The organism is Paracoccus yibinensis (genome assembly GCF_030846195.1).
GTDB lineage: Bacteria > Pseudomonadota > Alphaproteobacteria > Rhodobacterales > Rhodobacteraceae > Paracoccus > Paracoccus yibinensis.
This window is the reverse complement of sequence record NZ_JAVCWH010000002.1, coordinates 382640-406192: the sequence shown is the minus strand read 5'-3', so window position 1 is coordinate 406192 and position 23553 is coordinate 382640. Positions and strand designations below refer to the sequence as shown.

Here is a 23553-nt window from a genome sequence, read left to right as displayed (position 1 = left end):
GATGGCAGAACTTTATCAGACGCAGCGCGCGATGCGGAACATCCGCCGGGCCGCCCTGCAACGCGGGGTGATCGGGATCCTGGACATTGGCACGTCCAAGATCGCCTGCCTGGTCCTGCGCTTTGACGGAACGGGCACGTTCCGCGAAACCGACGGCGTGGGACCGATGGCCGGGCAGGTCAACTTCAAGGTGATCGGCGCGGCCTCGACCCGGTCGCGGGGGATGCGGCGCGGCGAGATCGAGGTGATGGCCGAAACCGAACGCGCCATCCGCACGGTTGTCGCGGCGGCGCAGAAGGTCGCGGGCGTGCGCGTGGATCACGTCATCGCCTGCCTGTCGGGCGGCCGCCCGGCGTCCTATGGCTTGGCCGGGGAAATCACGCTGGATGCAGGCAGGGTCCAGGATCACGACGTGGCCTCCGTCCTGGCGGCCTGCGACGCGCCCGATTTCGGCCGGGGCCGCGAGGTGTTGCACGCCCAGCCGGTCAATTTTGCCGTCGATAACCGCACCGGCCTGGGCGACCCGCGCGATCATGTCGGCAACCGCCTGGCCTGCGACATGCATGTGCTGACCGTGGACGGCGACGTGATCGGCAACCTGGTCCAGTGCATCCGCCGCTGCGACCTGGAACTGGCCGGGATCGCCTCGGCCTCCTATGCCTCGGCCCGCGCGGCCTTGGTCGAGGATGAACAGGAACTGGGCGCGGCCTGCATCGACTTTGGCGGCGGCGGCACGGGTGTGTCGATTTTCGTCAAGAAACACATGATCTTTGCGGACAATGTTAAGATCGGCGGGCAGCTGGTTACGCAGGATATCGCCCAAGGCCTCCGGGTTCCCCTGCCGATCGCCGAACGGCTCAAGACCCTCAGCGGCGGGGTCGAGGCGACGGGCCGCGACGATCGCGACATGCTGGAAATCGACGGCGGTTCGGATGACTGGGATGGGCGCCGCCGGACAGTCAGCCGCGCCGACCTGATCGGCATCATGCGTCCCAGGGTCGAGGAAATCCTGGAAGGCGTGCGCGAGGTTCTTGACGCGGCGGGCTTCGATTCAATGCCCAGCCAGCAGATCGTGCTGACCGGGGCGGGCAGCCAGATCCCCGGTCTGGACGGTCTGGCCGCGCGCATCCTGGGTCCGAACATCCGCTGCGGGCGGCCCCTGCGCATCGACGGGCTGGCGCACCAGTTCACCGATCCGGGCTTTTCCAGCGCGGTCGGACTGGCGCTGTTCGCCGCGCACCCCCAGGATGAGTGGTGGGATTTCGAGATGCCCGCCCACACCTATCCGGCCCGCAGCCTGCGCCGCGCTTACCGCTGGTTCAAGAACAACTGGTAAGTCATTGACATGGAATGTGTGGCGCCGCTGCGGCGCCACCACATCCTGAGGTATTGGCGAGATACCGCCGAAACAACCTGCGAATACCGCCAGATTTTGCGGATTTCACGCGTTTTTCCAGTGACGCAGGACCACCCGCTCGTTAGAATTGTCAATGACGACGAGGGATTCGACGGGCGGCAGGACATGACCCGATCGACATAGCAAAAAACAGGCGGAACCATGAACCTCAATCTGATGATGAACGACGAAGACGAACTGAAGCCGCGCATCACCGTGTTCGGTGTCGGCGGTGCAGGCGGCAACGCGGTCAACAACATGATCGAGAAGAAGCTCGATGGGGTTGAGTTCGTCGTGGCCAACACGGACGCGCAGGCCCTTGCGGGATCGCGCGCGACCAGCCGCATCCAGATGGGTCCGAAGGTGACCGAGGGCCTGGGCGCCGGCGCCAAGCCCGTGATCGGCGCCAAGGCCGCCGAGGAAACCATCGAGGACATCGTCGACCACCTGATGGGCGCGCATATGTGCTTCATCACCGCCGGCATGGGCGGCGGCACCGGAACCGGCGCCGCCCCGATCATCGCCCAGGCCGCGCGCGAGATGGGCATCCTGACCGTCGGCGTCGTCACTAAGCCCTTCCAGTTCGAAGGCACCAAGCGTATGCGCCAGGCCGACGAGGGCATTGAGGCCCTGCACAAGGTTGTCGATACGCTGCTGATCATCCCGAACCAGAACCTGTTCCGCATCGCCAACGAAAAGACCACCTTCACCGAAGCCTTCGCGATGGCCGACGACGTGCTGTACCAGGGCGTCAAGGGCGTGACCGACCTGATGGTCAAGCCGGGCCTGATCAACCTGGACTTCGCGGACGTCCGTTCGGTCATGGACGAGATGGGCAAGGCGATGATGGGCACCGGCGAAGCCTCGGGCGAGAACCGCGCCCAGGAAGCCGCCGAACGCGCCATCGCCAACCCGCTGCTGGACGAGGTCAGCCTGAACGGTGCCAAGGGCGTGCTGATCAACATCACCGGCGGCTATGACATGACCCTGTTCGAGCTGGACGAGGCCGCGAACGTGATCCGCGACAAGGTGGACAGCGACGCCAACATCATCGTCGGCTCGACCCTGGACCCCGACATGGACGGTTCGATCCGCGTGTCGGTCGTGGCAACCGGCATCGACGCCAGCGTGGCGGCGGCAGATGTTCCCGCCCCCCGCCGCAGCATGGCCGAACCGCTGACGCAGCATCCCTCGCTGGCCCAGAAGCCCGAGGCCGCAGCGCCGCAGCAGGACGATCTGCCCGCGCGCCGCGTCGCCCCTCCGGTCGTTGAAACGCGGTCGGTCGCGGCACCCGCCCCGGCCCCTGCCGCGCGGATCGAGGATGAGATGCCCGCCCCCGCCTATCAGCGGCGCGAGCCTGCCCAACCGGCGATGCTGAACGTGAAGGAAGACGCTGGCTTCATCGCACCGCGTGCCCCGCAGGGCGCCGTTCCGCGCGGCCAGGCCTCGCCCGAGACGCTGGAGCGTCTGCGCCGTGCGGTCGAACACAAGGGCGAACGCCAGCCGCAGCCCGCGCCGCAGCCGGCCGAACCCGTCCGCACGCAAAGCCGCATGGCGGGCTTGGGCCGGATGCTGGAACGGATGGCCGGCCATTCCGACGCCTCGGCGCCGAAGCCTGCCGCGTCGTCGATTTCCGAACGCGTGAACGAACGCGTGGCCGTTCGTGCGCGTCAGCAGGAAACCGATTTCGACGATCTGGCCAGCCCCGATGCCGCCCAGGACAATGTCGAGATCCCGGCTTTCCTGCGCCGCCAGGCAAACTGACCGCGTCACATGCTTGATGCAGAAAAGGCCGCCTCGTGCGGCCTTTTTTCATGCCCGATCAATTCTTCCCACCTGATCTTGCCACCCGGCGCCAGCCTTTTCATCCGAATGTTTCACGGCGTTACAATTCGTTAATTGAATGCCTGGCGCCCTGGGCCTAGGTCATCCGTTAAAGCGACGGATGATTTCGGCGCGAGACGAGAAGAAGGCAGGTTGTCATGCAGGCGACGTTGAAAACGAAGGTGGCGTTCCACGGTGTCGGGCTTCATTCCGGTGCCCCGGCCCGGCTGGAAATCCATCCCGCGCCCGCCGGCCACGGCATCGTCTTCCGCCGCGTGGATCTGACGCCTGCCGTGGATATCCCCGCCCTGTGGGATCACGTCACGCCGTCGAAGCTGTGCACCCTGCTGGATGATGGCAAGGGCACCACGCTGTCCACGGTCGAACATGTGATGGCGGCGCTTGCGGGCACCGGCATCCACAACGCCCTGGTGACGGTGGACGGCCCCGAGGTTCCGATCCTGGACGGTTCGGCCGCGCCCTTCGTGCGGGGCATCCTGCGCGCGGGCATCGTGCTGCAGAACGCCGCGCTGCGGGCCATCCGCGTCCTGCGCCCGGTCGAGGTGCGCGAGGGCGATGCCTTTGCCCGCCTGTCCCCCGCCGACCATCTGGAGATCGACTTCGAGATCGACTTCACCGATGCCGCCATTGGCCACCAGGAAAAGCGCCTGGACATGGCCAACGGCGCCTTCCTGCGCGAACTGGCCGACAGCCGCACCTTCTGCCGTCAGGCGGATGTGGACGCGATGCGCCGGAACGGGCTGGCGCTTGGCGGCACCTATCTGAACGCCGTGGTCGTTGACGGCGCGCGCGTGTTGTCGCCGGGCGGTTTGCGCCACGCTGACGAAGCCGTGCGCCACAAGATGCTGGACGCCATGGGCGACCTGGCCCTGGCCGGGGCGCCGCTGCTGGCGCGCTATACCGGGCATCGGGCGGGCCATGCGATGACCAACCGCCTGCTGCGCGCGCTGTTCGCCGATCCGACGGCCTGGACCTGGGAAACCTGTTCGCCGGCCCTGGAAAACCGTCTGCCGGGCGCGGGCGTTGCGGCCTATGACCTGGCGGCGACGGCTTGGGCGGCCGCCTGAGCGCGGCCTTCCCCAACGTCAGGCAGCGCCGGGAATCGTAGGCAAAATTCAACGGATTGCCATTTTGCGCCCTCTGATGTTCTGTGCTAGAGGGTCCGGGCAGCGCGGCCGGAACGGGTCGGCTGCAAGGAAGAAGTCTTAGGCAGGTGACGATGGCGCGCTCGAAATTCTCGGCTTCCGTGATGGCGGCGATTCTGGCGGGTCTGGTGCTGACGGGTTGCAACAGGGGCGGTGGCTCGGGCGAGCGGCAGAACCTGGATCGCTTCACCGCCGAGGAAATCTACAAGCGTGGCGAGTTCGAGCTGGAAAACAGCCGCAAGCCAGAAGACGCGGTCTTCTATTTCAGCGAGGTCGAGCGGCTTTATCCCTATTCCGAATGGGCCAAGCGCGCGCTGATCATGCAGGCCTATTCCAACCACCGCGCCCAGAATTATGAGGAAGCGCGGGGTGCCGCCCAGCGGTTCATCGACACCTATCCGGGTGACGAGGACGCGGCCTATGCGCAATACCTGCTGGCTTTGTCCTATTACGACCAGATCGACGAGGTTGGCCGCGACCAGGGCCTGACCTTCCAGGCGCTGCAATCGCTGCGCACCGTGATCGAACAGTATCCCGACAGCGAATATGCCCGCAGCGCGATCCTGAAATTCGACCTGGCCTTTGACCATCTGGCGGCCAAGGAAATGGAGATCGGGCGCTATTACCTCAAGCGCCGGCATTACGCGGCCTCGATCAATCGCTTCCGTGTCGTGGTCGAGGAGTTCCAGACCACCACCCAGACGCCCGAGGCGCTGCTGCGGCTGGTCGAGGCCTATCTGGCGCTTGGCCTGACGGACGAGGCGCAGACGGCGGGGGCGATCCTGGGCTATAACTTCCAGTCCTCGCCCTTCTACCAGGACGCCTATGGCCAGTTGCGCGGGCGGGGTCTTGCACCCGAGGCGCGGGGCGACAACTGGCTGAACAATGTTTATCGCCAGATGATCCAGGGACGGTGGCTTTGAGTTAGGGTGCGAACCGCCCTGCAAGGATAAACCGATGCTGAGATCGCTGGACATCCGCAACATGCTGCTGATCGACCGGCTGGATCTGGCCTTTGGTCCGGGCCTGAACGTGCTGACCGGGGAAACCGGCGCGGGCAAGTCGATCCTGCTGGACTGCCTGGGCTTCGTCCTGGGCTGGCGCGGCCGTGCCGATCTGGTCCGCCAGGGTGCCCAGCAGGGCGAGGTGACGGCGGTCTTCGACCTGCCCGCCGGCCATCCCGCCCGCGCCGTTCTGGCGGATGCGGGGATCGAGCTTGAGGATGACGATCTGATCCTGCGCCGGGTGAACGGGGGCGACGGTCGCAAGACCGGCTATGTCAACGACCGCCGCGTGTCGGGCGAGGTGCTGCGGCAGTTGTCGGAAACGCTGGTGGAACTGCACGGCCAGCACGACGACCGCGGGCTTTTGAACCCGCGCGGCCATCGGGCGCTTCTGGATGTCTTTGGGGCGATAGACCTGGGACCAGTGCGCGAGGCCTGGGCCGCGCGCCGCACGGCGCGGCGCGACCTGGATGGGGCCGAAGCACGCCTGGCCGCCGCCCGTGCCGAGGAGGATTTCCTGCGCCATGCCGTCGCCGAACTGGACGACCTGTCCCCCGAGGCAGGCGAGGAGGCGACGCTGGACACCCGCCGCCGTGCCATGCAGGGCGCCATCCGCATCCGCGAGGACGTGGCGCGCGCGCTGAAGATGCTGGGCGGCGAGGGGGCCGAGGGCGCGATGCTGGACGCAACCCGCTGGCTGGAAGGCGCATCCGACCGGGCCGAGGGGCGGCTGGACGAGCCGCTGGCCGCGCTGTCCCGCGCCCTGGTCGAACTGGGCGAGGCGCATCGCGGGGTCGAGGATGCGCTGTCCGCGCTTGACGTGGATCCCGCCGCGCTGGAGGCGACCGAGGAACGGCTGTTCGCCCTGCGCGCGCTTGCCCGCAAGCACAACGTGCTGGCCGACGATCTGGCGGGGCTGGCGGATGAGTTGCGAACCCGCCTGGGCCAGATCGACGCGGGCGAGGCGCAGATCGCCGCCTTGCGCAGGCAGGTCGAGGATGCCGAGGCCCGCTATGACGCCGAAGCCGAGGAAGTGACGCGGACGCGGATCGAGGCCGCTATCGCGCTCGACCGCGCCGTCACCGCTGAACTTGCGCCCTTGAAGATGGAACGAGCGGTGTTCCAGACGCTTGTCACGCCGGGCGAACCCGGCCCGGACGGGCGCGACGAGGTGGCCTTCACGGTTGCCACCAATCCCGGCGCGCCGGCGGGCGCTTTGGACAAGATCGCCTCGGGCGGGGAACTGTCGCGGTTCCTGCTGGCGCTGAAGGTCTGCCTGGCGCGCGGAAATGACGCGCTTGTGCTGATCTTCGACGAAATCGACCGGGGCGTGGGCGGAGCAACCGCGGATGCGGTGGGACGACGGCTCAAGCGGCTGTCCGAGGATGCGCAGGTGCTGGTGGTGACGCACTCGCCACAGGTGGCGGCGCTTGGGGCCAATCATTTCCGCGTGTCGAAGTCGGTCCATGACGACATGACGACCTCGACCGTGGTGGCGCTGTCGGCGCCCGAACGGGTCGAGGAAATCGCCCGGATGTTGTCGGGCGATCGGATCACCGATGCCGCCACGGGGGCGGCACGGGCGCTGTTGCAGGGCTGACACCCGTCAGGCGCTGATGAAGTCCCGGACGAATTCGGTGGCGGGCTTGCCGCGGATATCCTGCGGGCGGCCGATCTGTTCGATCCGGCCCATCGACATCACCACCACCAGGTCGGCCAGTTCCATCGCCTCGTCCTGGTCATGGGTCACGAAGACCGTGGTTAACCCGGTTTCGTCATGGATGTCGCGCAAGCCCTGGCGCAGTTCCTTGCGGACCTTGGCGTCAAGCGCGCCGAAGGGCTCGTCCAGAAGCAGCATCCGGGGTTCGATCGCAAGCGCGCGCGCCAAGGCCACGCGCTGGCGCTGCCCGCCTGACAGTTGCGTGGGATAGCGGCTTGCGATGTCGGGCAACTGAATCAGGTCCAGCAGCTTGGTCACGCGGCGGGTGATCTCGGCCTTGGGGGGGCGTTGGCCGCGCGGGCGGGCGCGCAGGCCATAGGCGATGTTGTCGAAGACGGTCATGTGCCGGAACAGCGCATAGCTTTGGAAGACAAAGCCCGCCCGGCGTTCCTGCACCGTCATGCCGGTCGCGTCCTGGCCGTTGAACATCACGCGCCCCGAGGTCGGAAACTCCAGCCCGCCCAGGATCCGCAACAGCGTGGTCTTGCCCGATCCCGACGGCCCCAGCAGCGCGACCAGGGCGCCCGAAGGGATGCTCAGCGAGACGGGATGCAGGGCGGTGGTGGCGCCGAAGGTCTTTGCGATTTCGTCGATGTCGATATGCATGGACGGTTCCCCTTAATGGCGGCGGGTGGCTGCAAGCTGGTCGGCGTGACGCAGTTCCAGCAGGGTTTTCAGAAGCAGGGTGACAAGGGCAAGCGCGGTCAGCAGTGCGGCCATGCTGAAGGCCGCGACGGACAGGTATTCGTTATACAGCATCTCGATGGTGATCGGCATGGTGGCGGTCTGGCCGCGGATCTTGCCCGACACGACCGCGACCGCGCCGAATTCGCCCATGGCTCGCGCGGTGCAAAGCAGCGTGCCGTAAAGCAGCGCCCAGCGGATGTTGGGCAGCGTGACCGTGCGGAAGGTCCGCCAGCCGGAGGCGCCCAAGGTCAGGGCGGCCTCCTCCTCGGTCCGGCCCTGTTCGATCATCACCGGGATCAGTTCGCGGGCGACAAAGGGGAAGGTGACGAAGACGGTCGCCAGCACGATGCCAGGGATGGCGAAGACGATGGGCCAGCCATGCGCGACCAGCCAGCTGCCGATGGCCGAATTGGCACCGAACAGCAGCACGATGCAGAGGCCTGCGACGACCGGACTGACGCTGAACGGCAAGTCGATCAGGGTGATCAGGAAGGCCTTGCCGCGAAAGTCGAACTTGGTGATGAACCAGGCGGCCGCGATGCCGAAGACGGCGTTCGCCGGGACGGCGATGGCGGTGATGAGCAGTGTCAGGTGGATGGCCGAGCGGGCGTCGCGATTGCCGAGGGATTCGACAGCGGCCAGCCAGCCGTCCCGCAGCGCCTCGGCAAAGACCACGGCCAGGGGGGCGAAGACCAGGATGGCAAGGCCCGCGACCGCAATGGCGATCAGGGCGATGCGCAGAAGCGGCGCTTCCTCGGTGGCGGTGCGGAATGTCGGCAGGGTGGCGTCAGACATGGCCCATCTTCCTTCGGCTGACGATCTGGATCAGGTTGATCGCCAGCAGCATGGCGAAGGAGATCACCAGCATGGCAATGCCGATGGCGGCTGCGGCGTCATAGTTGAATTCCTCGAGCTGGATCACGATCAGCAGCGGCGCGATCTCGGTCCGCAGGGGGATGTTGCCGGCGATGAAGATGACCGATCCGTATTCGCCGACCGCCCGGGCCAGCGACAGGGCGAAGCCTGTCAGGGCGGCGGGGGCCAGCATCGGCAGGATCACATGGCGCAGCGTATGCAGGCGCGATGCGCCAAGCGTGGCCGATGCTTCCTCGACCTCCTGCTCGATCTCCTCGATCACCGGCTGGACGGTGCGGGTGACGAAGGGCAGGCCCACGAAGACCAAGGCGATGAAGATGCCCGCCTGGGTATAGGCGATCTTCAGGCCGACCTGCTGCGCAAGGCTGCCGAACGCCCCGTTCGGGGCGTAAAGCGCGGTCAGCGCGATCCCCGCCACGGCGGTGGGCAGGGCGAAGGGCAGGTCCACGGCGGCGTCCAGGATGCGCTTGCCCGGAAAGCGGTAGCGCACCAGCACCCAGGCCAGCAACACGCCGAAGACCAGGTTGAACAGAGCCGCCAGCAGGGACAGCTTGAAGGAGAGATAGAGCGAGGCCATCACCCGCTCTCGTCCCACGACGTCCAGAACGTTCGTCAGCCCGAAACTGGCGCCCTTCAGAAGAAGGGCGCCGATCGGCAGCAGGACGACGATGGAGAGCATCGCGATCGTGATGCCTGCCGACAGGCCGAGGCCGGGCATCGCCGTCTTGTGGACCAGGGGTCGCGCGGCCATCGTCATTTCACCGTATAGATCTGGTCGAAGATCCCGCCGTCCCCGAAATGTTCGGGCTGGACCTTCTTCCAGCCGCCAAACTCCTCGATGCTGACCAGATCCAGCTTGGGGAAGCGGGCGACATCCTCGGGCGCGGCGGCGCTGTCGTCCCAGGCGCGGTAGAAATGCTTGAAGGCAAGCGCCTGACCTTCGGGGGAATACAGGAAGTCCAGATAGGCCACAGCCAGTTCGCGCTGCGCGTCATTGGCGATGTTGCCTTCGACAATGGCGACCGGCGGTTCGGCCAGGACGCTGACCGAGGGCACGACGATGTCGAACTGATCCTCGCCGATCTCCTTCAGCGCCAGATAGGCCTCGTTTTCCCAGGCCAGCAGCACATCGCCGATGCCGCGCTGCGCGAAGGTGGTGGTCGATCCGCGCGCGCCGGTGTCCAGCACGGGCACATGGGTGTAAAGCTGGCCCACGAAGGCCTTGGGGTCCTGTCCGTTCTTCTCGGCCCAGGCCCAGGCGGCAAGATAGTTCCACCGCGCCCCGCCCGAGGTCTTGGGGTTGGGCGTGATCACCTCGACCCCGTCCTTGACCAGGTCGCCCCAGTCCTGGATGCCCTTGGGATTGCCCTCGCGAACCAGGAAGACGATGGTCGAGGTATAAGGGCTGGAATTGTGCGGCAGCTTCGACTGCCAGTCGGCGGGCAGCTTGCCGGCCTCGGCGATGCGGTCGATGTCGGAGGCCAGCGCCAGCGTCACCACCTGCGCGTTCAGCCCGTCGATGACCGACCGCGCCTGCGCGCCGGACCCGCCGTGGCTGGTTTCGATGGTCGGTGCCTCGTGTCCCTCGGACGCCCATTTTTCGGTGAATGCCGCATTCACGTCGCGATACAACTCTCGCGTCGGGTCATAGCTGACGTTCAGCAGGGTTTCGGCATAAACCGGGGCCGCGATGGCCAGGGCCAGCATCAAGGCGCCAAGGCGGCCCGATTTCGACTTCAACATGAAACCGTCTCCCAAGAATTCTGTCGTTATTGCGTATCGCGGGTGGAAAGCGGTTCGATTCGCGCTTCCCACAGATCAGGGTCGCGGCCTTCCAGCATGGAGGCGGCCGCAGCCTGGGGTTCCTGGCTCAGCGCCAGAAGGGGTGCGCCGTTCAGGCGGTGGACCTGTCCGGTGCGCCGGTCGATCAGCCGGACCGAATAAAGCGGGCGGGCCTTCGCGTCGATATTCCGACCCTGGATCGTCATGGCCGTCTCTCCTGTGACTCGCTGCTTCCTATTCCACAAATAACGACAGGGAAAGTCGTCTTTAGCAAGAGCAAAGACGTATCGAAAATGATGAGGGCCGGAGAAGATCATTCTCCTGTCCGTGGAACGAAAAAGGCCCGCCCCAAAAGGGCGGGCCGGTCGTTCATCCTGCAAGTTCAGGCCGGTATCACCTTGTCCATTACCGTCCGCAGCCGCGCCACGGTGCCGTCCACGTCCTTCAGCTTGTCCAGCCCGAACAGGCCAAGCCGGAAGGTCGAGAAGGCGTCCCCCTCGTTCACGGCCAGCGGAACGCCCGCGGCGATCTGCATCCCTTGGGCGGCGAACTTCTTGCCGTTCTTGATGTCGGGGTCGTCGGTATAGCTGACGACAACACCCGGCGCGGCAAATCCCTGTGCCGCAACGGAACGCACGCTGCGTTCGGCCAGCATCGCGCGCACCGCGTTGCCCAACCGCCATTGCGCGTCGCGGGCGGCGTCAAAGCCCATGGCGCGCGTCTCCTCCATCGCGTCGCGCAGGCCCAGCAGGGCATCGGTCGGCATCGTCGCGTGATAGGCGTGGCCGCCATCTTCATAAGCCGCCATGATTGCACGCCATTTCTTCAGATCCAGCGCAAAGCTGTTGCTGTCGGTGGCGGCCAGCCGTTCCGCCCCGCCTTCCGACAGCATCACCAGACCGGCGGCGGGGGATGCCGACCACCCCTTCTGCGGGGCCGAGATCAGCACGTCCACGCCTGTAGCCTTCATGTCCACCCAGACGGCGCCAGATGCGATGCAGTCCAGCACCATCAGTGCGCCCACCTCATGCGCGGCGTCCGCCAAGGCGCGGATGTAGTCGTCGGGCAGGATCAACCCGGCCGAGGTTTCGACATGGGGCGCAAAGACCGCATCGGGGCGGGCGTCGCGGATCTTTGCCACGACCTCCTCGATCGGCGGGGGGGCATAGGCGGGCTGCGGCTCGTTCCCGGCGGGGCGGGCCATCACCACCGTCGTCTCGCGCGCAAATCCGCCCATGTCGAAGATCTGGCTCCACCGATAGCTGAACCAGCCGTTGCGGACGATCAGCGCGTGGCCCGTGCCGAACTGGCGGGCGACCGCCTCCATCGCATAGGTGCCGCCGCCCGGCACGATGGCCACCTGGGCCGCGCCATAGACCTCGCGCAGGGTTGCGGACAGGTCGCGCATCACCTGCTGGAACCGCTGCGACATGTGGTTCAGCGACCGGTCGGTGAACACGACCGAGAATTCGTCAAGCCCGTTCGGGTCGATGTCGGGGTGAAGATGGGGCATCGCGCTCTCCTGTCCAGTTGGGCGCAGACTAACCCTGACGCGCGCGGGCTGCCAGACCGCCAAAGGGCGCACGGGGACGCACCCCCTTGCGGCCCCCCCGTCCGGGCGACTACCTTGCCGCCGACAGCAGCATCGCAGGGACTTCATGCGCATCGGCATTCTTCAATGCGGCCAGGCGCCCGCCGAATTGAAACAGGACATGGGCGATTATCCCGACATGTTCGTCCGGCTTCTGGACGGACGGGGCTTCCAGTTCCGCACCTGGCATGTCGAGGAGATGGAGTTTCCCGAAAGCGTCCTTGACCAGGACGGCTGGCTGCTGACCGGGTCGCGCCACGGCGCCTATGAGGATCATCCTTTCATACCGCGGCTGGAACAGTTCATCCGCGACGCCTATGAGGCCGCTGTTCCCATGGTCGGCATCTGCTTCGGCCACCAGATCATCGCGCAGGCCCTTGGCGGCAAGGTGGTCAAGCATCAGGGTGGCTGGTCGGTGGGCACGCAGGACTATGACTTCGGGGGCGAAACCCTGCGGCTGAATGCCTGGCACCAGGATCAGGTGGTGGTGCTGCCCAAGGACGCGCAGGTCGCGGGACGCAGCGAATTCTGCGAAAACGCGGCGCTGATCTATGGCGACCGGGCCTTCACGGTGCAGGCGCATCCCGAATTTACGGACGATTTCATCAAGGGGCTGATGGACAAGCGCGGCAAGGGCCGCGTGCCCCAGGACCTGATGGACCGCGCGACCGGCCGCATGGGCGAGGCCAAGGGATCGGCCGCCGTCGCCGAGCGGATCGAGGCCTTCTTCAAGCAGCCGCGCGCCATCAGCAGGGGTGCCGCATGAGCGACTGGATCGACAGACTGCCGCAGGCCGCCCGCGATTTCGTGGCGGGCCGCCGCCTGGACGAGGTCGAATGCATCCTGGCCGACATCGCGGGTGTGGCGCGCGGCAAGGCCATGCCCGCGTCGAAATTCGCGCGTCAGGACAAGTTCTATCTGCCGAATTCCATCTTCCTGCAGACGATCACCGGGGAATGGGCGGACAATCCGCAGGGCGCGTTCACCGAACCCGACATGATCCTGACGCCCGATTTCAGCACCGCGACCGCCGCGCCCTGGACCGCCGACTGGACGATCCAGGTGATCCACGATGCCTATGACCAGCAGGGCAACCCGGTGCCCATCGCGCCGCGCAATGTGCTGAAGCGGATCGTGGGCCTTTATGCCGAACGCGGCTGGAAGCCTGTCGTGGCCCCGGAGATGGAATTCTTCCTGGTCGCCCGCAACATCGACCCCAACCAGCCGATCATCCCGCCGATGGGCCGCACCGGGCGTCGTGCTGCCGCCAAGCAGGCCTATTCCATGTCCGCCGTGGACGAATACGGCAAGGTCATCGACGATATCTATGACTTTGCCGAGGCGCAGGGATTCGAGATCGACGGCATCCTTCAGGAAGGCGGCGCGGGACAGGTCGAGATCAACCTGAACCACGGCGATCCCGTCGCGCTGGCGGACGAGATCTTCTACTTCAAGCGCCTGATCCGAGAGGCCGCGCTGCGCCACGACTGCTTTGCCACCTTCATGGCCAAGCCCATCGAGGGCGAGCCGGGCAGCGCCATGCATATCCACCATTCGGTCGTGGATCTGGCGACGGGGCGCAATATCTTCTCGGACAACAAGGGGGCCGAGACGCCCGAATTTCTGCATTTCATCGCCGGAATGCAGAAGCACCTGCCCGCAGCGGTTGCGCTGTTGGCGCCCTATGTGAACAGCTACCGCCGCTATGTCCCGGACTTCGCGGCGCCGATCAACCTGGAATGGGGCCGCGACAACCGCACCACCGGGCTGCGGGTCCCGATCTCGTCGCCCGAGGCGCGGCGGGTGGAGAACCGGCTGGCCGGGATGGACTGCAACCCCTACCTGGGCATCGCGGCCAGCCTCGCCTGCGGATACCTGGGCCTGGTCGAGGCGGAAAATCCACGAGGCGAATGCCTGGGCGACGCCTACATGTCCTCGCAGGACGAGCTGCCCTACAACCTGGGCGATGCGCTGGACATCATGTCCGACAGCGCGCCGATGCGCAGCGTTCTGGGCGAGGATTTCACCGCCGTTTACGAATCCGTCAAGCGCAACGAATACAAGGAATTCCTCCAGGTCATCAGCCCCTGGGAACGCGAACACCTGCTGCTGAACGTATGAAGCTGCTGTACGCCAACGACCGGCGCGGGGAATATCCGCCCAGCATCTATGCGCAGACCTGCACGGCCCTGGACCGCCTGCCCCCGCTGAAGGGGGAAACGCGCGCCGATGTGGCCGTCGTGGGCGGGGGCTATACCGGGCTGTCGGCCGCGCTGCATCTGGCGCGGGCGGGGCGCGATGTGGTTCTGGTCGACGCGCACCGGGTGGGCTTTGGCGCGTCGGGGCGCAACGGCGGCCAGATCGGATCGGGCCAGCGGCAGGAGGTGGATTGGCTGGAAAGCCGCTTTGGCCGCGACACGGCCCGCCACCTGTGGAACCTGGCCGAGGATGCCAAGGCCCTGGTCCGTTCCCTGGCGGCGGAATCGGACGTTCCGATCCGCGACGGCGTGGCCCATGCCTGCCGCAACGCGGCCGAGGTTAACCATGCCGCCCGGATGGCTGCGCATCTTGCGGCGCATTACGGATATGACAAGGTCCAGCCCCTGGATCGCGACAACATGGCCGCGCATCTGGGCAGCAAGGCCTATGCGGGCGGGGACGTGGACTGGGGCGCGGGGCATGTCCAGCCGCTGACCCTTGCCCTTGGCATGGCGCGCCTGGCGATGGCCGCCGGTGTGCGCATCCATGAAGGCACCCATGTCCACCGGGTCGAACACGGAACCGTCACCAGCAAGAGCCGCGTGCTGTGCGACACGGGCCGGATCGTCTGCGACCACGTCATCCTGGCGGGGAACGGCTATCAGGGCCGCCTGGACGGGCGTGTTGCCGCGCGGGTCATGCCGATCAACAACTATATCGTGGCGACCGAACCCCTGGGCAGGGACTTCCCCGAAGTCCTGCCCCGGAACACCGCCGCCGCAGATACGAAGTTCGTGGTGAACTACTGGCGGCTGGACGACGACCGACGCCTGATCTTTGGCGGGGGCGAGACCGTTCGGTATCGTTTCCCCAAGGATATCGCGTCCTTGGTGCGCCCGCATCTGCTGTCGGTCTATCCGCAGTTGCGCCATGTGCCGATCACCCATGCCTGGGGCGGCACGCTGGCGATCACCATGAGCCGGATGCCGCATTTCGCCCGCCCCGCGCCGAACTGCCTGTCGGCAGGCGGCTATTCCGGTCATGGGGTCGCCCTGGCGACGCTTGCGGGAAGGCTGATGGCCGATGCCGTGGCGGGACAATCGGACAGATTCGACGCGATGGCCGCGATCCCCACCCGGCCGTTCCCCGGCGGGGCGATGCTGCGCAGCCCGCTGCTGGTGGCGGGAATGGCGTGGTATGGCCTGCGCGACCGGCTGGGTTTCTAGCGACCGCCCACGACACGTCGGCGCTGCATGGCGGATTCGCGATCGGTGACGCCCAGAAGGCTGGCCACCAGCCGGATCGCCGTTTCCTCATGCGCGGTGCGGTGATCGTCCGCCAGCGAGACGTCCCACATCGCGCCGATGATGGCGACCCTGTCGTCCAGCGGCACGCGATCCTTGATCAGCCGCGTGAAGCGCACGGTGTCGGGGGCCTCGGCCTCGATCATCTCGGCCGCGGCGCGGCGTTCGGCGGCGTCAGACAGGCTGAGGCCATGAAGCTGGGCCAGCACCTGGTCGATGCGTTTGCGTTCCGCCGCATGGTAATGATCATCCGCGCGCGCCACCCTGACCAGCAGTGCGGCGACCGCGATTTCGGCATCGTCCGCAGCCAAGGGGCGCGGATCCATATCTTCCGTGAAAAGGCGGTTGAGCATATTTCGGAACATGCCTTCATCCTACGAAGATATCCGCGCAGTTCAAGAATTAAGGGTAAAAACAAAAATAAGTTAAACCGTCCGTTGATAAAATTGCATATTATGTCAATATTTCTGCGGTACATAAAGATCGCGTGACAGGACATCGCGTTCATAATCCGGGTTGAAGACCCGCTCCGGCAAAGTCACCTCCTCGTGCGGAACTTCTCCATAGGGGATGATGCTCAGCAGGTGGCTCATGCAGTTCAGGCGGGCGCGTTTCTTGTCGTTCGCGGGCACGATATACCAGGGCGCCTCGGGGATGTTGGTGTGTTCCAGCATGTCTTCCTTGGCCTTGGTATAGGCTTCCCAGCGGACCCGCGATTCAAGGTCCATGGGCGACAGCTTCCACTGCTTCAGGGGGTCGTGGATGCGCATCAGGAAGCGCATCTGCTGTTCCTCGTCGGTGATCGAGAACCAGTATTTCACCAGCCGGATTCCCGAACGGACCAGCATCCGTTCGAATTCGGGCACGTCCTGGAAGAACTGGTCCACCTCGTCTTCGGTGGCAAAGCCCATCACGCGCTCGACGCCCGCGCGGTTGTACCAGCTTCGGTCGAACAGCACGATCTCGCCCCCGGCGGGCAGGTGGGGGACGTAGCGCTGGAAATACCACTGGGTCTTTTCGCGGTCGGACGGCGCGGGCAGGGCGACGGTGCGAACGACGCGCGGGTTCAGCCGTTGGGTGATGCGCTTGATCGCGCCGCCCTTGCCCGCGCTGTCGCGCCCTTCGAAGATGACGACGACCTTTTCCTTGTTATGGGCGACCCAGTCCTGCAGCTTGATCAACTCGGTCTGCAGGCGCAGCAATTCGCGGAAATACAGCTTGCGGTCCATCTGCTCGGGCCGGTTTTCGCGATAGATGCGGCGGATCTCCTCGGACAGGACGGCGTCTTCCAGCTCGATCTCGTAATCCTCGTCCAGGGTTTCCTGAAGCTCGGCCTCCAGCCAGTCCTTGGGTTCGTCGGTCATGGTCCACTCCGGCAATGCAGGGTCGGTCTAAGAGGCGAATGTAACGGTGATGCGGCGGTCCTGTCAGCGCCCAAAGCGGGCGGCGCAGTCGGCCGTCACGGCCAGCACGAAGCTGCGCGCCCCGCCATCGACCGTGCCGCACCACTGGCCGGTCACGGTGAACAGGCTGCGCGTGCCATGCGCGGGACGATAGGCGATGCGGCGGCCGTTCACGTCGAACAGGTTCAGAACGCCGCCCGGATTGGTGGCGTAATAGCCCAGAACGCCGCCATCGGCGGTGATGATCAGCCGCTGTTCGTTGTCGGGATTGGAAGGCCGGTTCTGCCAGGCAGTCGCCGCATTGGCGGTGTTGCCCGACGAATTCCACGCGGCATTCGGGGAATTGGCGGGGCTTGCCGGATTGTTCGACGGATGGCCCGGCCCCAGGTCGAAGGGCAGGCGCGTCTGGTCCAGGACGATCAGCGGCGCATCCGCATGGGCAACCCCGGCAGCCAGCGTCAGGGCCAGGACAAAGGTCGCGCGCATGGTCAGTCCTGCGGCCGGTCTTTGCGCTTCGGGCGCGTCAGCATTTCCGGGGGCAGGGCGGGCGACTTCTCTGCCCGGTCGCGCTGCAGCGCCGCGCGGCCCAGCATCATCAGCGTGATGGGCGTGGTCACGACGATGCAAAGGCCGATCACGAACTCATGGATGATCGCCCGCCCTTCGATGAAGCTGAACATCAGGGACGAGGCGATGATGATGCCGCCCGTTCCCCAGCTGGTCGCCAGCGTCGGCGCGTGCAGCCGGTCATAGAACGAGGTCAGGCGCGCGAATCCCAGGGCACCGATCAGGGTCAGGGTGGATCCCAGCACCACGAAGATCGCCACGGGGATCGCCACGGCCAGGGGCACGGATTGCAGGGGCGTCATTCGATCACCTCGCCACGGAACAGGAACTTGGCCAGGGCGACCGAGGAGACGAAGCCCATGATGGAAATCACCATCGCGGCCTCGAAGAAGAAGGCGGTGCCAAGCTGCATCCCCGTGACAAGGAACAGCAGCATCACCGACACGTAAAGCGCGTCCAGGCCCAGCACCCGGTCCTGCGCGCGCGGGCCGCGCAGGATGCGTGTGCCTGCCAGACAGCCCGCAAGCGCAAGCGCGATCTGCGCATAGGCCAGGGCGATGGTCAGGATCGTCTCGCTCATTCGAAGATCTCCATCAGCATCGGTTCATAGACCTGGTCGATCATCCTGCGGTAATGGTCGGCCTGCCCGCCGTCGAAGATGTGCAGGCACAGGATGCCGCTGTCGGACCCGTATTCCAGCCAGGCGGTGCCGGGCGTGGCGGTCAGGATGATCGCCAGCAGCGCCAGGGCGTTCTCGTTCCTGACCTCCAGCGGGATTTGCAGAAAGGCCGATCTGCGCGTGCCGCGTCGCTCGGTCAGAAGCAGCCAGGTGATGTGGATGTTGGACTGGATGATGTCGCGGATCAGCGTGGCGGCCAGCCGCAGGATCACCCGCCAGCGCCGGATCGGCGGCTTGACCGGATGCAGCGCGTTGTAGGCCCAGCTTGCGATCACCGCCAGCACGGTGCCCAGGATCAGATAGCCCAGGGAAAACCGCGTCAGCATCAGCCACATGACGATCAGCGACCCCAGCAGGACGGGGTGGGGAACCAGCCGCATCATGGCTGCGCCTCGTCGGCGGCGGGACGGTCGGCGGCGCGGGGCGTGGCGAAGACGCCATAGGCATAGGCCGCCGTGTCGTGCAGGGCATGGGCGGTGCCGCTGGTATAGCGCAGCATCACCTCGGCCTTGAAGCTGATCGTGCCCAGGATCATCAGAAGCGCGATTATCGGGGCGATTTCCAGGGCCAGGACGCGGGGCAGCGGCACGTCATTGGCCCAGAAGGTCTGGATGCCGATCCGCGCCATGCCGATCAGCGTGGCCAGGCCCGACAGGATCAGCAGCGCCACGAACCCCCAGGCGAGTGCCCCCGGCAACGCCGTCTGCGCGATCAGCGGCTGGATCATCGCGATCTTGCCGACAAAGCCCGGCAGCGGCGGCAGCCCCGCCAGCACCAGCACGCAGAGCGCGAAACAGCCCCCCAGCACGGTCATTGTCGCGGGAATGGCCAGACCGATGTCGGGAACCTCGTCCAGGTCGTCGGGGTCGATGCCGTATGCGTCCGCGGTCAGCGCCAGCATCGCGGCGATACCGCCGTCTTCCCGGCTCATCGGCTCGATCAGCAGGAACAGGGCGCCAGTCGCCAGGACCGATCCGATCATGTAGTACAGCGCCCCCGCCAGCATCGCCTGCCCGCCCCCTGCCAGGGCGAAGCCGGTGATCCCCAGCACGGTGCCCGACGAGATCAGGACCGAATGCGCGGCCATCCGTCCCAAACCCTGCGAGGCGAAAATCCCCAACAGTCCGAACAGGACGGTGAACATCCCCAGCATGATCAGGATGCCCGATCCGAACCCTGCCGAGGCGCCGCCGGTTTCACCGAAGACCAGCATCGACAGCCGCAGGATCGCATAGACGCCCACCTTGGTCATGATCGCGAACATCGCGCCGACCGGGGCCGCGGCCGCCATATAGGCCGTGGGCAGCCAGAAGTTCAGCGGCCAGCTGCCCGCCTTGACCAGGAAGGCCACCGCCAGGATCGCGATGGCCGCGTGCAGCAGCGGCCGGTCCTCTCCGGGCATCGAGGCGACGAGGTTCGCCAGATGCGCCATGTTCAGCGTGCCGGTCGTGCCATAGATCAGGCTGACCCCGATCAGGAACAGAAGCGACGCGGCCAGGTTGATCGCGATGTAATGCAACCCGGCACGCACGCGCAGTTGCCCGGATCCGTGCAGCAGCAATCCATAGGACGCGGCCAGCAGGATCTCGAAGAACACGAACAGGTTGAACAGGTCGCCCGTCAGGAAGGCCCCGTTCAGCCCGACCAGCAGGAACTGGAACAGGGAATAGTAATGCGGCCCCTGCCGTCCCCACCCTGCGCGGGCATAGACCAGCGACGGGATCGCCAGAAGCGCGGTCAGCACCAGCATCATCGCCGCCAGGCGGTCAAGCACCAGGACGATCCCGAAGGGCGCGGGCCAGTCGCCCAGCAGATAGAAGCTCATCCCCTCGGCATCGCCGATGTCGCCGCCGGTCTTGGCGCGGACCACCAGTTCGACCGCGATCAGCAGTTGCGCGGCCGCCGAACCCAGGCTCAGCCAGAACTTCGCGCTCCGCTGCCGGTCGTCGTAAAGCAGCATCAGGGCGCCCGTGACGAAGGGGATCAGGATCGGCGCGATAATCAGGTGTTCGCCCATCACTGGCTGCGTTCCTTTCCGTCAACGTGGTCGGTGCCGGTCATGCCGCGCGATGCGATCATCACCACAAGAAACAGCGCCGTGGTGGCGAAGCTGATGACGATGGCGGTCAGGACCAGGGCCTGCGGCACCGGGTCGGCGTAAAGCGTGGGATCGACGAAGCCGCCCTTGGGCATGATCGGCGGCGCGCCGGGGGCCAGCCGCCCCATCGAGAAGATGAACAGGTTGACCGCATAGGACAGCAGGCAAAGCCCGATGATCACCTGGAAGCTGCGCGGCCGCAGCAGCAGCCAGATGCCCGATGCCGACAGGATGCCGATGGCGGCCGACAGGATGATTTCCATCAGGCGGCCTCCTTCCGGGCGGCGGCTTCGTCCATTTCGCGCATCCGGCTGGCGCGCAGCGACTGGTGGGCGATGGCGACCAGCATCAGCACGACGGCGCCGACCACCGTCGCGAAGACGCCGATGTCGAACAGCATGGCGGTCGCCGCCGGAACCTCGCCGATCAGGGGAATGTGGACATAGCGGGCGTGCGCCGTCAGGAACGGATAGCCGAAGATCCAGGCCCCCATGCCCGTCGTCACCGCGCCAAGAAGGCCGAAGCCCATCCAGCGGATCGGCAGGACGGTGATGCGCGCCTCGACCCAGCGGACGTTGGTGGCGATGTACTGGATCAGGAATCCGATCGCCAGCGTCACCCCGGCGGCAAAGCCCCCGCCCGGCAGGTCATGGCCCCGGAAAAAGAAATAGCCCGACAGCATGATCAGCACCGGGAACATCCAGACCATGATGACCGAGGGCACGAACAGATAGTCGTCCAGCGACGGGCTGTCCGCCTGGGTCTGCTGGTCCGGCGCCGCGACGCTTTCGGGGGCGGGCCGGAAGCGGCGCAAAAGGCCATAGACCGTCAGCCCCACGATCGCCAGGACGGCGATTTCGCCGAAGGTGTCGAAGGCCCGGAAATCGACAAGGATCACGTTCACCACATTGGTTCCGCCGCCTTCGTAATAGGCGTTGCCCAGGAACCAGTCGCCCACGTTGCTGACCACCGGGCGGGTCATCACGGCGAAGGCGATGGATGCGATGCCCAAACCCCCCGCGACCGCGATCACCAGGTCACGGCTGCGCCGGACCTTTGCCGGCAACAGCTTGTCCTCGGGGATTTCTGACCGGCGCTTTGGCAGCCAGCGCAGGCCCAGAAGCAGCAGGGCGGTCGTCACCACCTCGACCAGCAACTGCGTCACCGCCAGGTCGGGCGATGAAAACCAGGCGAATGTCACGCATGTCACGACCCCGGCGCCGCCCAGCAGGACGAGGGCGGCGAAGCGGTGGTACTTGGCCTGCCAGGCCGCGCCGATGGCGCAGGCCGCGCCGACGGTCCACAGCAGCGCGAAGGCGGGATTGAAGGCGTGCAGCCGCAGTTCGGGCGCCAGGCTCAGGCCACCCCAAAGCGAGGCCGCCGCCACCGCAAGCGCAATCAGCACCAGCAGTCGCAATTGCGGCTGCAGGGATTCGGTGGACACCAGCCCAAGCGCCAGCCGGGGCAGGCGCCAGGTCAGCCGGAACAGCAGCCAGTCATAGATGCGCTGGCCCCGGATGCGGTGCAGCAGGAACGGGCCTTCGGGTCCCGTGGCGATGGCTTTCGCGCTGAAGACATAGATCAGCGTCCCCACCCCCATGGCCACCAGGCTCAGAATCAGAGGGGCGTTCACCCCATGCCAGACGGCGATCTTGTAATAGGGCAGGTCCGGCCCCACGACCGAGCGTGCGGCCATGTTGACGGTGGGACCCAGCGTGACCGCCGGAAGGATGCCCACGATCAGGCAGATCAGCACCAGCAACTCGACCGGGCGGCGCATCCAGGCGGGCGGCTCGTGCGGGGCTTTCGGCAGGTTCGTCGCCTGCGGGCCGAAGAAGACGGTGGCGATGAAGCGCAGCGAATAGGCGACGGACAGCGTGCTGCCGACGATGGCGAAATAGGGCAGGGCGTTGTCCAGCCAGGTGCCGTTGTGCCAGTCCACGGCCTCGGCCAGGAACATCTCCTTGGACAGGAACCCGTTCAGCAGCGGCACCCCCGCCATGGCGGCAGCGGCGACGATGGCCAGGCTCGCGGTGAAGGGCATCGGCCGGAACAGCCCGGACAGGCGGCGCATGTCCCGCGTGCCGGTTTCATGGTCGATGATCCCCGCCGCCATGAACAGCGACGCCTTGAAGACCGCATGGTTGCAGATGTGAAAGATCGCGGCCAGGATCGCCACCGGCCCGCCGATCCCCGCAAGCGCGGTGATCAGGCCCAGGTGGCTGATCGTGGAATAGGCCAGCAGGCCCTTCAGGTCGTGCCGATACAGCGCGACGGCCGCGCCCAGGATCAGCGTGGCCATGCCGATGCTGGTGACCGTGAAGAACCATGCCTCGGTTCCCCCGAGCGCCGGGGAAAAGCGCACCAGCAGGAAGACCCCCGCCTTCACCATGGTCGCGGAATGCAGGAAGGCTGACACGGGCGTCGGCGCGGCCATGGCGCCGGGCAGCCAGAAGTGGAACGGGAACTGGGCCGACTTCGTGAACGCGCCCAGCAGGAACAGCGCCAGGATCGCGCCATACCAGGGATGCGCGCGGATCGCGTCGCCCGACCGCAGGATGACCCCCAGGTCATGGCTGCCCGCGACGTGACCCAGCATCAGCATTGCCGTCAGCAGGCACAGCCCGCCAAGCGCGGTGATGATCAGCGCCGTCCGCGCCCCGTCTCGCGCCGCCGCCGCCCCATGCCAGAACCCGATCAGCAGGAAGGATATGAACGAGGTCAGTTCCCAGAAGACGACCATGCCCAGCACGTTCCCGGAAATCAGGATCCCCTGCATCGCCCCCGTGAAGGCCATCAGCAGCGCATAGAAGCGCGGCAGCGAATCCCGGGCCGGCATGTAGTAGCGGGCATAGATCACCACCAGAACGCCGATGGACAGCACCAGCGTGGTGAACAGCCAGGCAAATCCGTCCAGCCGGAAGGCCAGGTTCATCCCCAGCGAGGGCACCCATTCCATGCTGGCGCGCAGCACGTCGCCGTCGCGGATGCCAGACAGGAATCCCGCCAGGATCGCCAGACCCGCGACCAGCGACAGCCCCGACAGCCAGGTCGATGCGCCGCGCGCGCCAGGCGACAGGGTCAAGAGGATCAGCGACGTCGCAAAGGGAAGGCAGGCCAGCAGCAGGAACAGATTGTGTTCGGCCATCGTCGCGCTGCCCTCACCTCTGATAAAATGTTTTGCCTTTCCCGACACATGCCCGCGCGACCCTGTCCTTCCAGGCAAAGGGGACAAGCTGCACAAGGCATTCGGGATC

General features: G+C 66.2%; 23 protein-coding genes. 8 read left to right on the top strand and 15 right to left on the bottom strand.

Going from position 1 to position 23553, the window contains the following annotated elements; all coding sequences use genetic code 11:
* Window position 1 precedes the first annotated feature (1 nt).
* The 5 genes from ftsA to recN all read left to right on the top strand — a co-directional run bounded on the left by ftsA (window position 2) and on the right by recN (window position 6990).
* On the top strand, window positions 2-1336 hold the full coding sequence (gene ftsA / locus RAH32_RS05605) for a cell division protein FtsA (protein WP_306605933.1): 1335 nt from the start codon (window positions 2-4) through the stop codon (window positions 1334-1336).
* A gap of 222 nt (window positions 1337-1558) precedes the next feature.
* On the top strand, window positions 1559-3160 hold the full coding sequence (gene ftsZ / locus RAH32_RS05600) for a cell division protein FtsZ (protein ID WP_306605930.1): 1602 nt from the start codon (window positions 1559-1561) through the stop codon (window positions 3158-3160).
* Window positions 3161-3378: 218 nt separating this feature from the next.
* Window positions 3379-4308 (top strand): UDP-3-O-acyl-N-acetylglucosamine deacetylase, encoded by a 930-nt coding sequence (lpxC, locus tag RAH32_RS05595; RefSeq protein WP_306605928.1) that lies wholly within the window; start codon window positions 3379-3381, stop codon window positions 4306-4308.
* Window positions 4309-4490: 182 nt separating this feature from the next.
* Complete coding sequence (locus tag RAH32_RS05590) at window positions 4491-5309, top strand: outer membrane protein assembly factor BamD (protein WP_373429679.1); 819 nt, start codon at window positions 4491-4493, stop codon at window positions 5307-5309.
* A gap of 34 nt (window positions 5310-5343) precedes the next feature.
* Window positions 5344-6990, top strand: a complete 1647-nt coding sequence (gene recN / locus RAH32_RS05585; RefSeq protein ID WP_306605924.1) for a DNA repair protein RecN — start codon at window positions 5344-5346, stop codon at window positions 6988-6990.
* Window positions 6991-6996: 6 nt separating this feature from the next.
* Here the strand turns inward: recN and RAH32_RS05580 are convergent, their stop codons facing one another.
* The 6 genes from RAH32_RS05580 to RAH32_RS05555 all read right to left on the bottom strand — a co-directional run bounded on the left by RAH32_RS05580 (window position 6997) and on the right by RAH32_RS05555 (window position 11968).
* Window positions 6997-7716, bottom strand: coding sequence for a sulfate/molybdate ABC transporter ATP-binding protein (locus tag RAH32_RS05580; protein WP_306605922.1), 720 nt, complete (start codon window positions 7714-7716; stop codon window positions 6997-6999).
* A gap of 12 nt (window positions 7717-7728) precedes the next feature.
* Window positions 7729-8592: a sulfate ABC transporter permease subunit CysW gene (gene cysW, locus RAH32_RS05575; RefSeq protein ID WP_306605920.1), complete on the bottom strand. Its 864-nt coding sequence runs from the start codon at window positions 8590-8592 to the stop codon at window positions 7729-7731.
* Entirely contained in the window at window positions 8585-9424 is an 840-nt protein-coding gene (cysT, locus tag RAH32_RS05570; RefSeq protein WP_373429670.1) for a sulfate ABC transporter permease subunit CysT, read from the bottom strand. The genes cysW and cysT overlap by 8 nt, the downstream gene beginning before the upstream one ends.
* A 2-nt stretch (window positions 9425-9426) precedes the next feature.
* Window positions 9427-10416, bottom strand: a complete 990-nt coding sequence (locus tag RAH32_RS05565) for a sulfate ABC transporter substrate-binding protein (RefSeq protein WP_306605916.1) — start codon at window positions 10414-10416, stop codon at window positions 9427-9429.
* A 26-nt stretch (window positions 10417-10442) separates the two neighbouring features.
* On the bottom strand, window positions 10443-10661 hold the full coding sequence (locus tag RAH32_RS05560) for a hypothetical protein (RefSeq protein WP_306605914.1): 219 nt from the start codon (window positions 10659-10661) through the stop codon (window positions 10443-10445).
* 176 nt (window positions 10662-10837) lie between these two features.
* The gene (locus RAH32_RS05555) at window positions 10838-11968 is read right to left on the bottom strand and encodes an aminotransferase class V-fold PLP-dependent enzyme (RefSeq protein WP_306605912.1); all 1131 of its coding nucleotides are present in this window, start codon (window positions 11966-11968) and stop codon (window positions 10838-10840) included.
* Between the two features lie 145 nt (window positions 11969-12113).
* On the opposite strand from RAH32_RS05555, the gene RAH32_RS05550 reads away from it, so the two are divergent.
* From RAH32_RS05550 to RAH32_RS05540, 3 genes are read left to right on the top strand one after another with little or no spacing between them, the layout of a single operon-like run.
* Window positions 12114-12812, top strand: a complete 699-nt coding sequence (locus RAH32_RS05550; protein ID WP_306605910.1) for a type 1 glutamine amidotransferase — start codon at window positions 12114-12116, stop codon at window positions 12810-12812.
* Window positions 12809-14167 carry a glutamine synthetase family protein gene (locus RAH32_RS05545; protein WP_306605908.1) on the top strand — a complete coding sequence of 453 codons (1359 nt, stop codon included), beginning with the start codon at window positions 12809-12811 and terminating at the stop codon, window positions 14165-14167. Before RAH32_RS05550 ends, RAH32_RS05545 begins: the two co-directional genes overlap by 4 nt.
* Window positions 14164-15471 carry an NAD(P)/FAD-dependent oxidoreductase gene (locus RAH32_RS05540; RefSeq protein WP_306605907.1) on the top strand — a complete coding sequence of 436 codons (1308 nt, stop codon included), beginning with the start codon at window positions 14164-14166 and terminating at the stop codon, window positions 15469-15471. The genes RAH32_RS05545 and RAH32_RS05540 overlap by 4 nt, the downstream gene beginning before the upstream one ends.
* Here the strand turns inward: RAH32_RS05540 and RAH32_RS05535 are convergent.
* From RAH32_RS05535 to RAH32_RS05495, 9 genes are all read right to left on the bottom strand, one after another.
* Window positions 15468-15914, bottom strand: a complete 447-nt coding sequence (locus RAH32_RS05535; protein ID WP_306605905.1) for a tellurite resistance TerB family protein — start codon at window positions 15912-15914, stop codon at window positions 15468-15470. The two genes, RAH32_RS05540 and RAH32_RS05535, sit on opposite strands and share 4 nt — an antisense overlap.
* A 93-nt stretch (window positions 15915-16007) precedes the next feature.
* Window positions 16008-16913 carry a polyphosphate kinase 2 gene (ppk2, locus tag RAH32_RS05530; RefSeq protein WP_306605903.1) on the bottom strand — a complete coding sequence of 302 codons (906 nt, stop codon included), beginning with the start codon at window positions 16911-16913 and terminating at the stop codon, window positions 16008-16010.
* A gap of 63 nt (window positions 16914-16976) precedes the next feature.
* Window positions 16977-17438, bottom strand: a complete 462-nt coding sequence (locus RAH32_RS05525) for a hypothetical protein (RefSeq protein WP_306605901.1) — start codon at window positions 17436-17438, stop codon at window positions 16977-16979.
* Window positions 17439-17440: 2 nt separating this feature from the next.
* Window positions 17441-17821 (bottom strand): monovalent cation/H(+) antiporter subunit G, encoded by a 381-nt coding sequence (gene mnhG / locus RAH32_RS05520; RefSeq protein ID WP_306605899.1) that lies wholly within the window; start codon window positions 17819-17821, stop codon window positions 17441-17443.
* Window positions 17818-18099 (bottom strand): K+/H+ antiporter subunit F, encoded by a 282-nt coding sequence (locus RAH32_RS05515; protein WP_306605897.1) that lies wholly within the window; start codon window positions 18097-18099, stop codon window positions 17818-17820. The genes mnhG and RAH32_RS05515 overlap by 4 nt, the downstream gene beginning before the upstream one ends.
* Window positions 18096-18581: a Na+/H+ antiporter subunit E gene (locus tag RAH32_RS05510; protein ID WP_306605895.1), complete on the bottom strand. Its 486-nt coding sequence runs from the start codon at window positions 18579-18581 to the stop codon at window positions 18096-18098. The genes RAH32_RS05515 and RAH32_RS05510 overlap by 4 nt, the downstream gene beginning before the upstream one ends.
* The gene (locus tag RAH32_RS05505; RefSeq protein WP_373429669.1) at window positions 18578-20218 is read right to left on the bottom strand and encodes a monovalent cation/H+ antiporter subunit D; all 1641 of its coding nucleotides are present in this window, start codon (window positions 20216-20218) and stop codon (window positions 18578-18580) included. The genes RAH32_RS05510 and RAH32_RS05505 overlap by 4 nt, the downstream gene beginning before the upstream one ends.
* The gene (locus RAH32_RS05500) at window positions 20215-20559 is read right to left on the bottom strand and encodes a Na+/H+ antiporter subunit C (protein ID WP_306605891.1); all 345 of its coding nucleotides are present in this window, start codon (window positions 20557-20559) and stop codon (window positions 20215-20217) included. Before RAH32_RS05500 ends, RAH32_RS05505 begins: the two co-directional genes overlap by 4 nt.
* Window positions 20559-23444 carry a monovalent cation/H+ antiporter subunit A gene (locus tag RAH32_RS05495; RefSeq protein WP_306605889.1) on the bottom strand — a complete coding sequence of 962 codons (2886 nt, stop codon included), beginning with the start codon at window positions 23442-23444 and terminating at the stop codon, window positions 20559-20561. The genes RAH32_RS05500 and RAH32_RS05495 overlap by 1 nt, the downstream gene beginning before the upstream one ends.
* Window positions 23445-23553 lie beyond the last annotated feature (109 nt).

Bases quoted from the DNA above. Each gene is read 5' to 3' on its own strand.
- ftsA (WP_306605933.1), top strand. From the start codon at position 2: ATGGCAGAACTTTATCAGACGCAGCGCGCGATGCGGAACATCCGCCGG.
- ftsZ (WP_306605930.1), top strand. From the start codon at position 1,559: ATGAACCTCAATCTGATGATGAACGACGAAGACGAACTGAAGCCGCGC.
- lpxC (WP_306605928.1), top strand. From the start codon at position 3,379: ATGCAGGCGACGTTGAAAACGAAGGTGGCGTTCCACGGTGTCGGGCTT.
- RAH32_RS05590 (WP_373429679.1), top strand. From the start codon at position 4,491: ATGGCGGCGATTCTGGCGGGTCTGGTGCTGACGGGTTGCAACAGGGGC.
- recN (WP_306605924.1), top strand. From the start codon at position 5,344: ATGCTGAGATCGCTGGACATCCGCAACATGCTGCTGATCGACCGGCTG.
- RAH32_RS05580 (WP_306605922.1), bottom strand. From the start codon at position 7,716: ATGCATATCGACATCGACGAAATCGCAAAGACCTTCGGCGCCACCACC.
- cysW (WP_306605920.1), bottom strand. From the start codon at position 8,592: ATGTCTGACGCCACCCTGCCGACATTCCGCACCGCCACCGAGGAAGCG.
- cysT (WP_373429670.1), bottom strand. From the start codon at position 9,424: ATGGCCGCGCGACCCCTGGTCCACAAGACGGCGATGCCCGGCCTCGGC.
- RAH32_RS05565 (WP_306605916.1), bottom strand. From the start codon at position 10,416: ATGTTGAAGTCGAAATCGGGCCGCCTTGGCGCCTTGATGCTGGCCCTG.
- RAH32_RS05560 (WP_306605914.1), bottom strand. From the start codon at position 10,661: ATGACGATCCAGGGTCGGAATATCGACGCGAAGGCCCGCCCGCTTTAT.
- RAH32_RS05555 (WP_306605912.1), bottom strand. From the start codon at position 11,968: ATGCCCCATCTTCACCCCGACATCGACCCGAACGGGCTTGACGAATTC.
- RAH32_RS05550 (WP_306605910.1), top strand. From the start codon at position 12,114: ATGCGCATCGGCATTCTTCAATGCGGCCAGGCGCCCGCCGAATTGAAA.
- RAH32_RS05545 (WP_306605908.1), top strand. From the start codon at position 12,809: ATGAGCGACTGGATCGACAGACTGCCGCAGGCCGCCCGCGATTTCGTG.
- RAH32_RS05540 (WP_306605907.1), top strand. From the start codon at position 14,164: ATGAAGCTGCTGTACGCCAACGACCGGCGCGGGGAATATCCGCCCAGC.
- RAH32_RS05535 (WP_306605905.1), bottom strand. From the start codon at position 15,914: ATGTTCCGAAATATGCTCAACCGCCTTTTCACGGAAGATATGGATCCG.
- ppk2 (WP_306605903.1), bottom strand. From the start codon at position 16,913: ATGACCGACGAACCCAAGGACTGGCTGGAGGCCGAGCTTCAGGAAACC.
- RAH32_RS05525 (WP_306605901.1), bottom strand. From the start codon at position 17,438: ATGCGCGCGACCTTTGTCCTGGCCCTGACGCTGGCTGCCGGGGTTGCC.
- mnhG (WP_306605899.1), bottom strand. From the start codon at position 17,821: ATGACGCCCCTGCAATCCGTGCCCCTGGCCGTGGCGATCCCCGTGGCG.
- RAH32_RS05515 (WP_306605897.1), bottom strand. From the start codon at position 18,099: ATGAGCGAGACGATCCTGACCATCGCCCTGGCCTATGCGCAGATCGCG.
- RAH32_RS05510 (WP_306605895.1), bottom strand. From the start codon at position 18,581: ATGATGCGGCTGGTTCCCCACCCCGTCCTGCTGGGGTCGCTGATCGTC.
- RAH32_RS05500 (WP_306605891.1), bottom strand. From the start codon at position 20,559: ATGGAAATCATCCTGTCGGCCGCCATCGGCATCCTGTCGGCATCGGGC.
- RAH32_RS05495 (WP_306605889.1), bottom strand. From the start codon at position 23,444: ATGGCCGAACACAATCTGTTCCTGCTGCTGGCCTGCCTTCCCTTTGCG.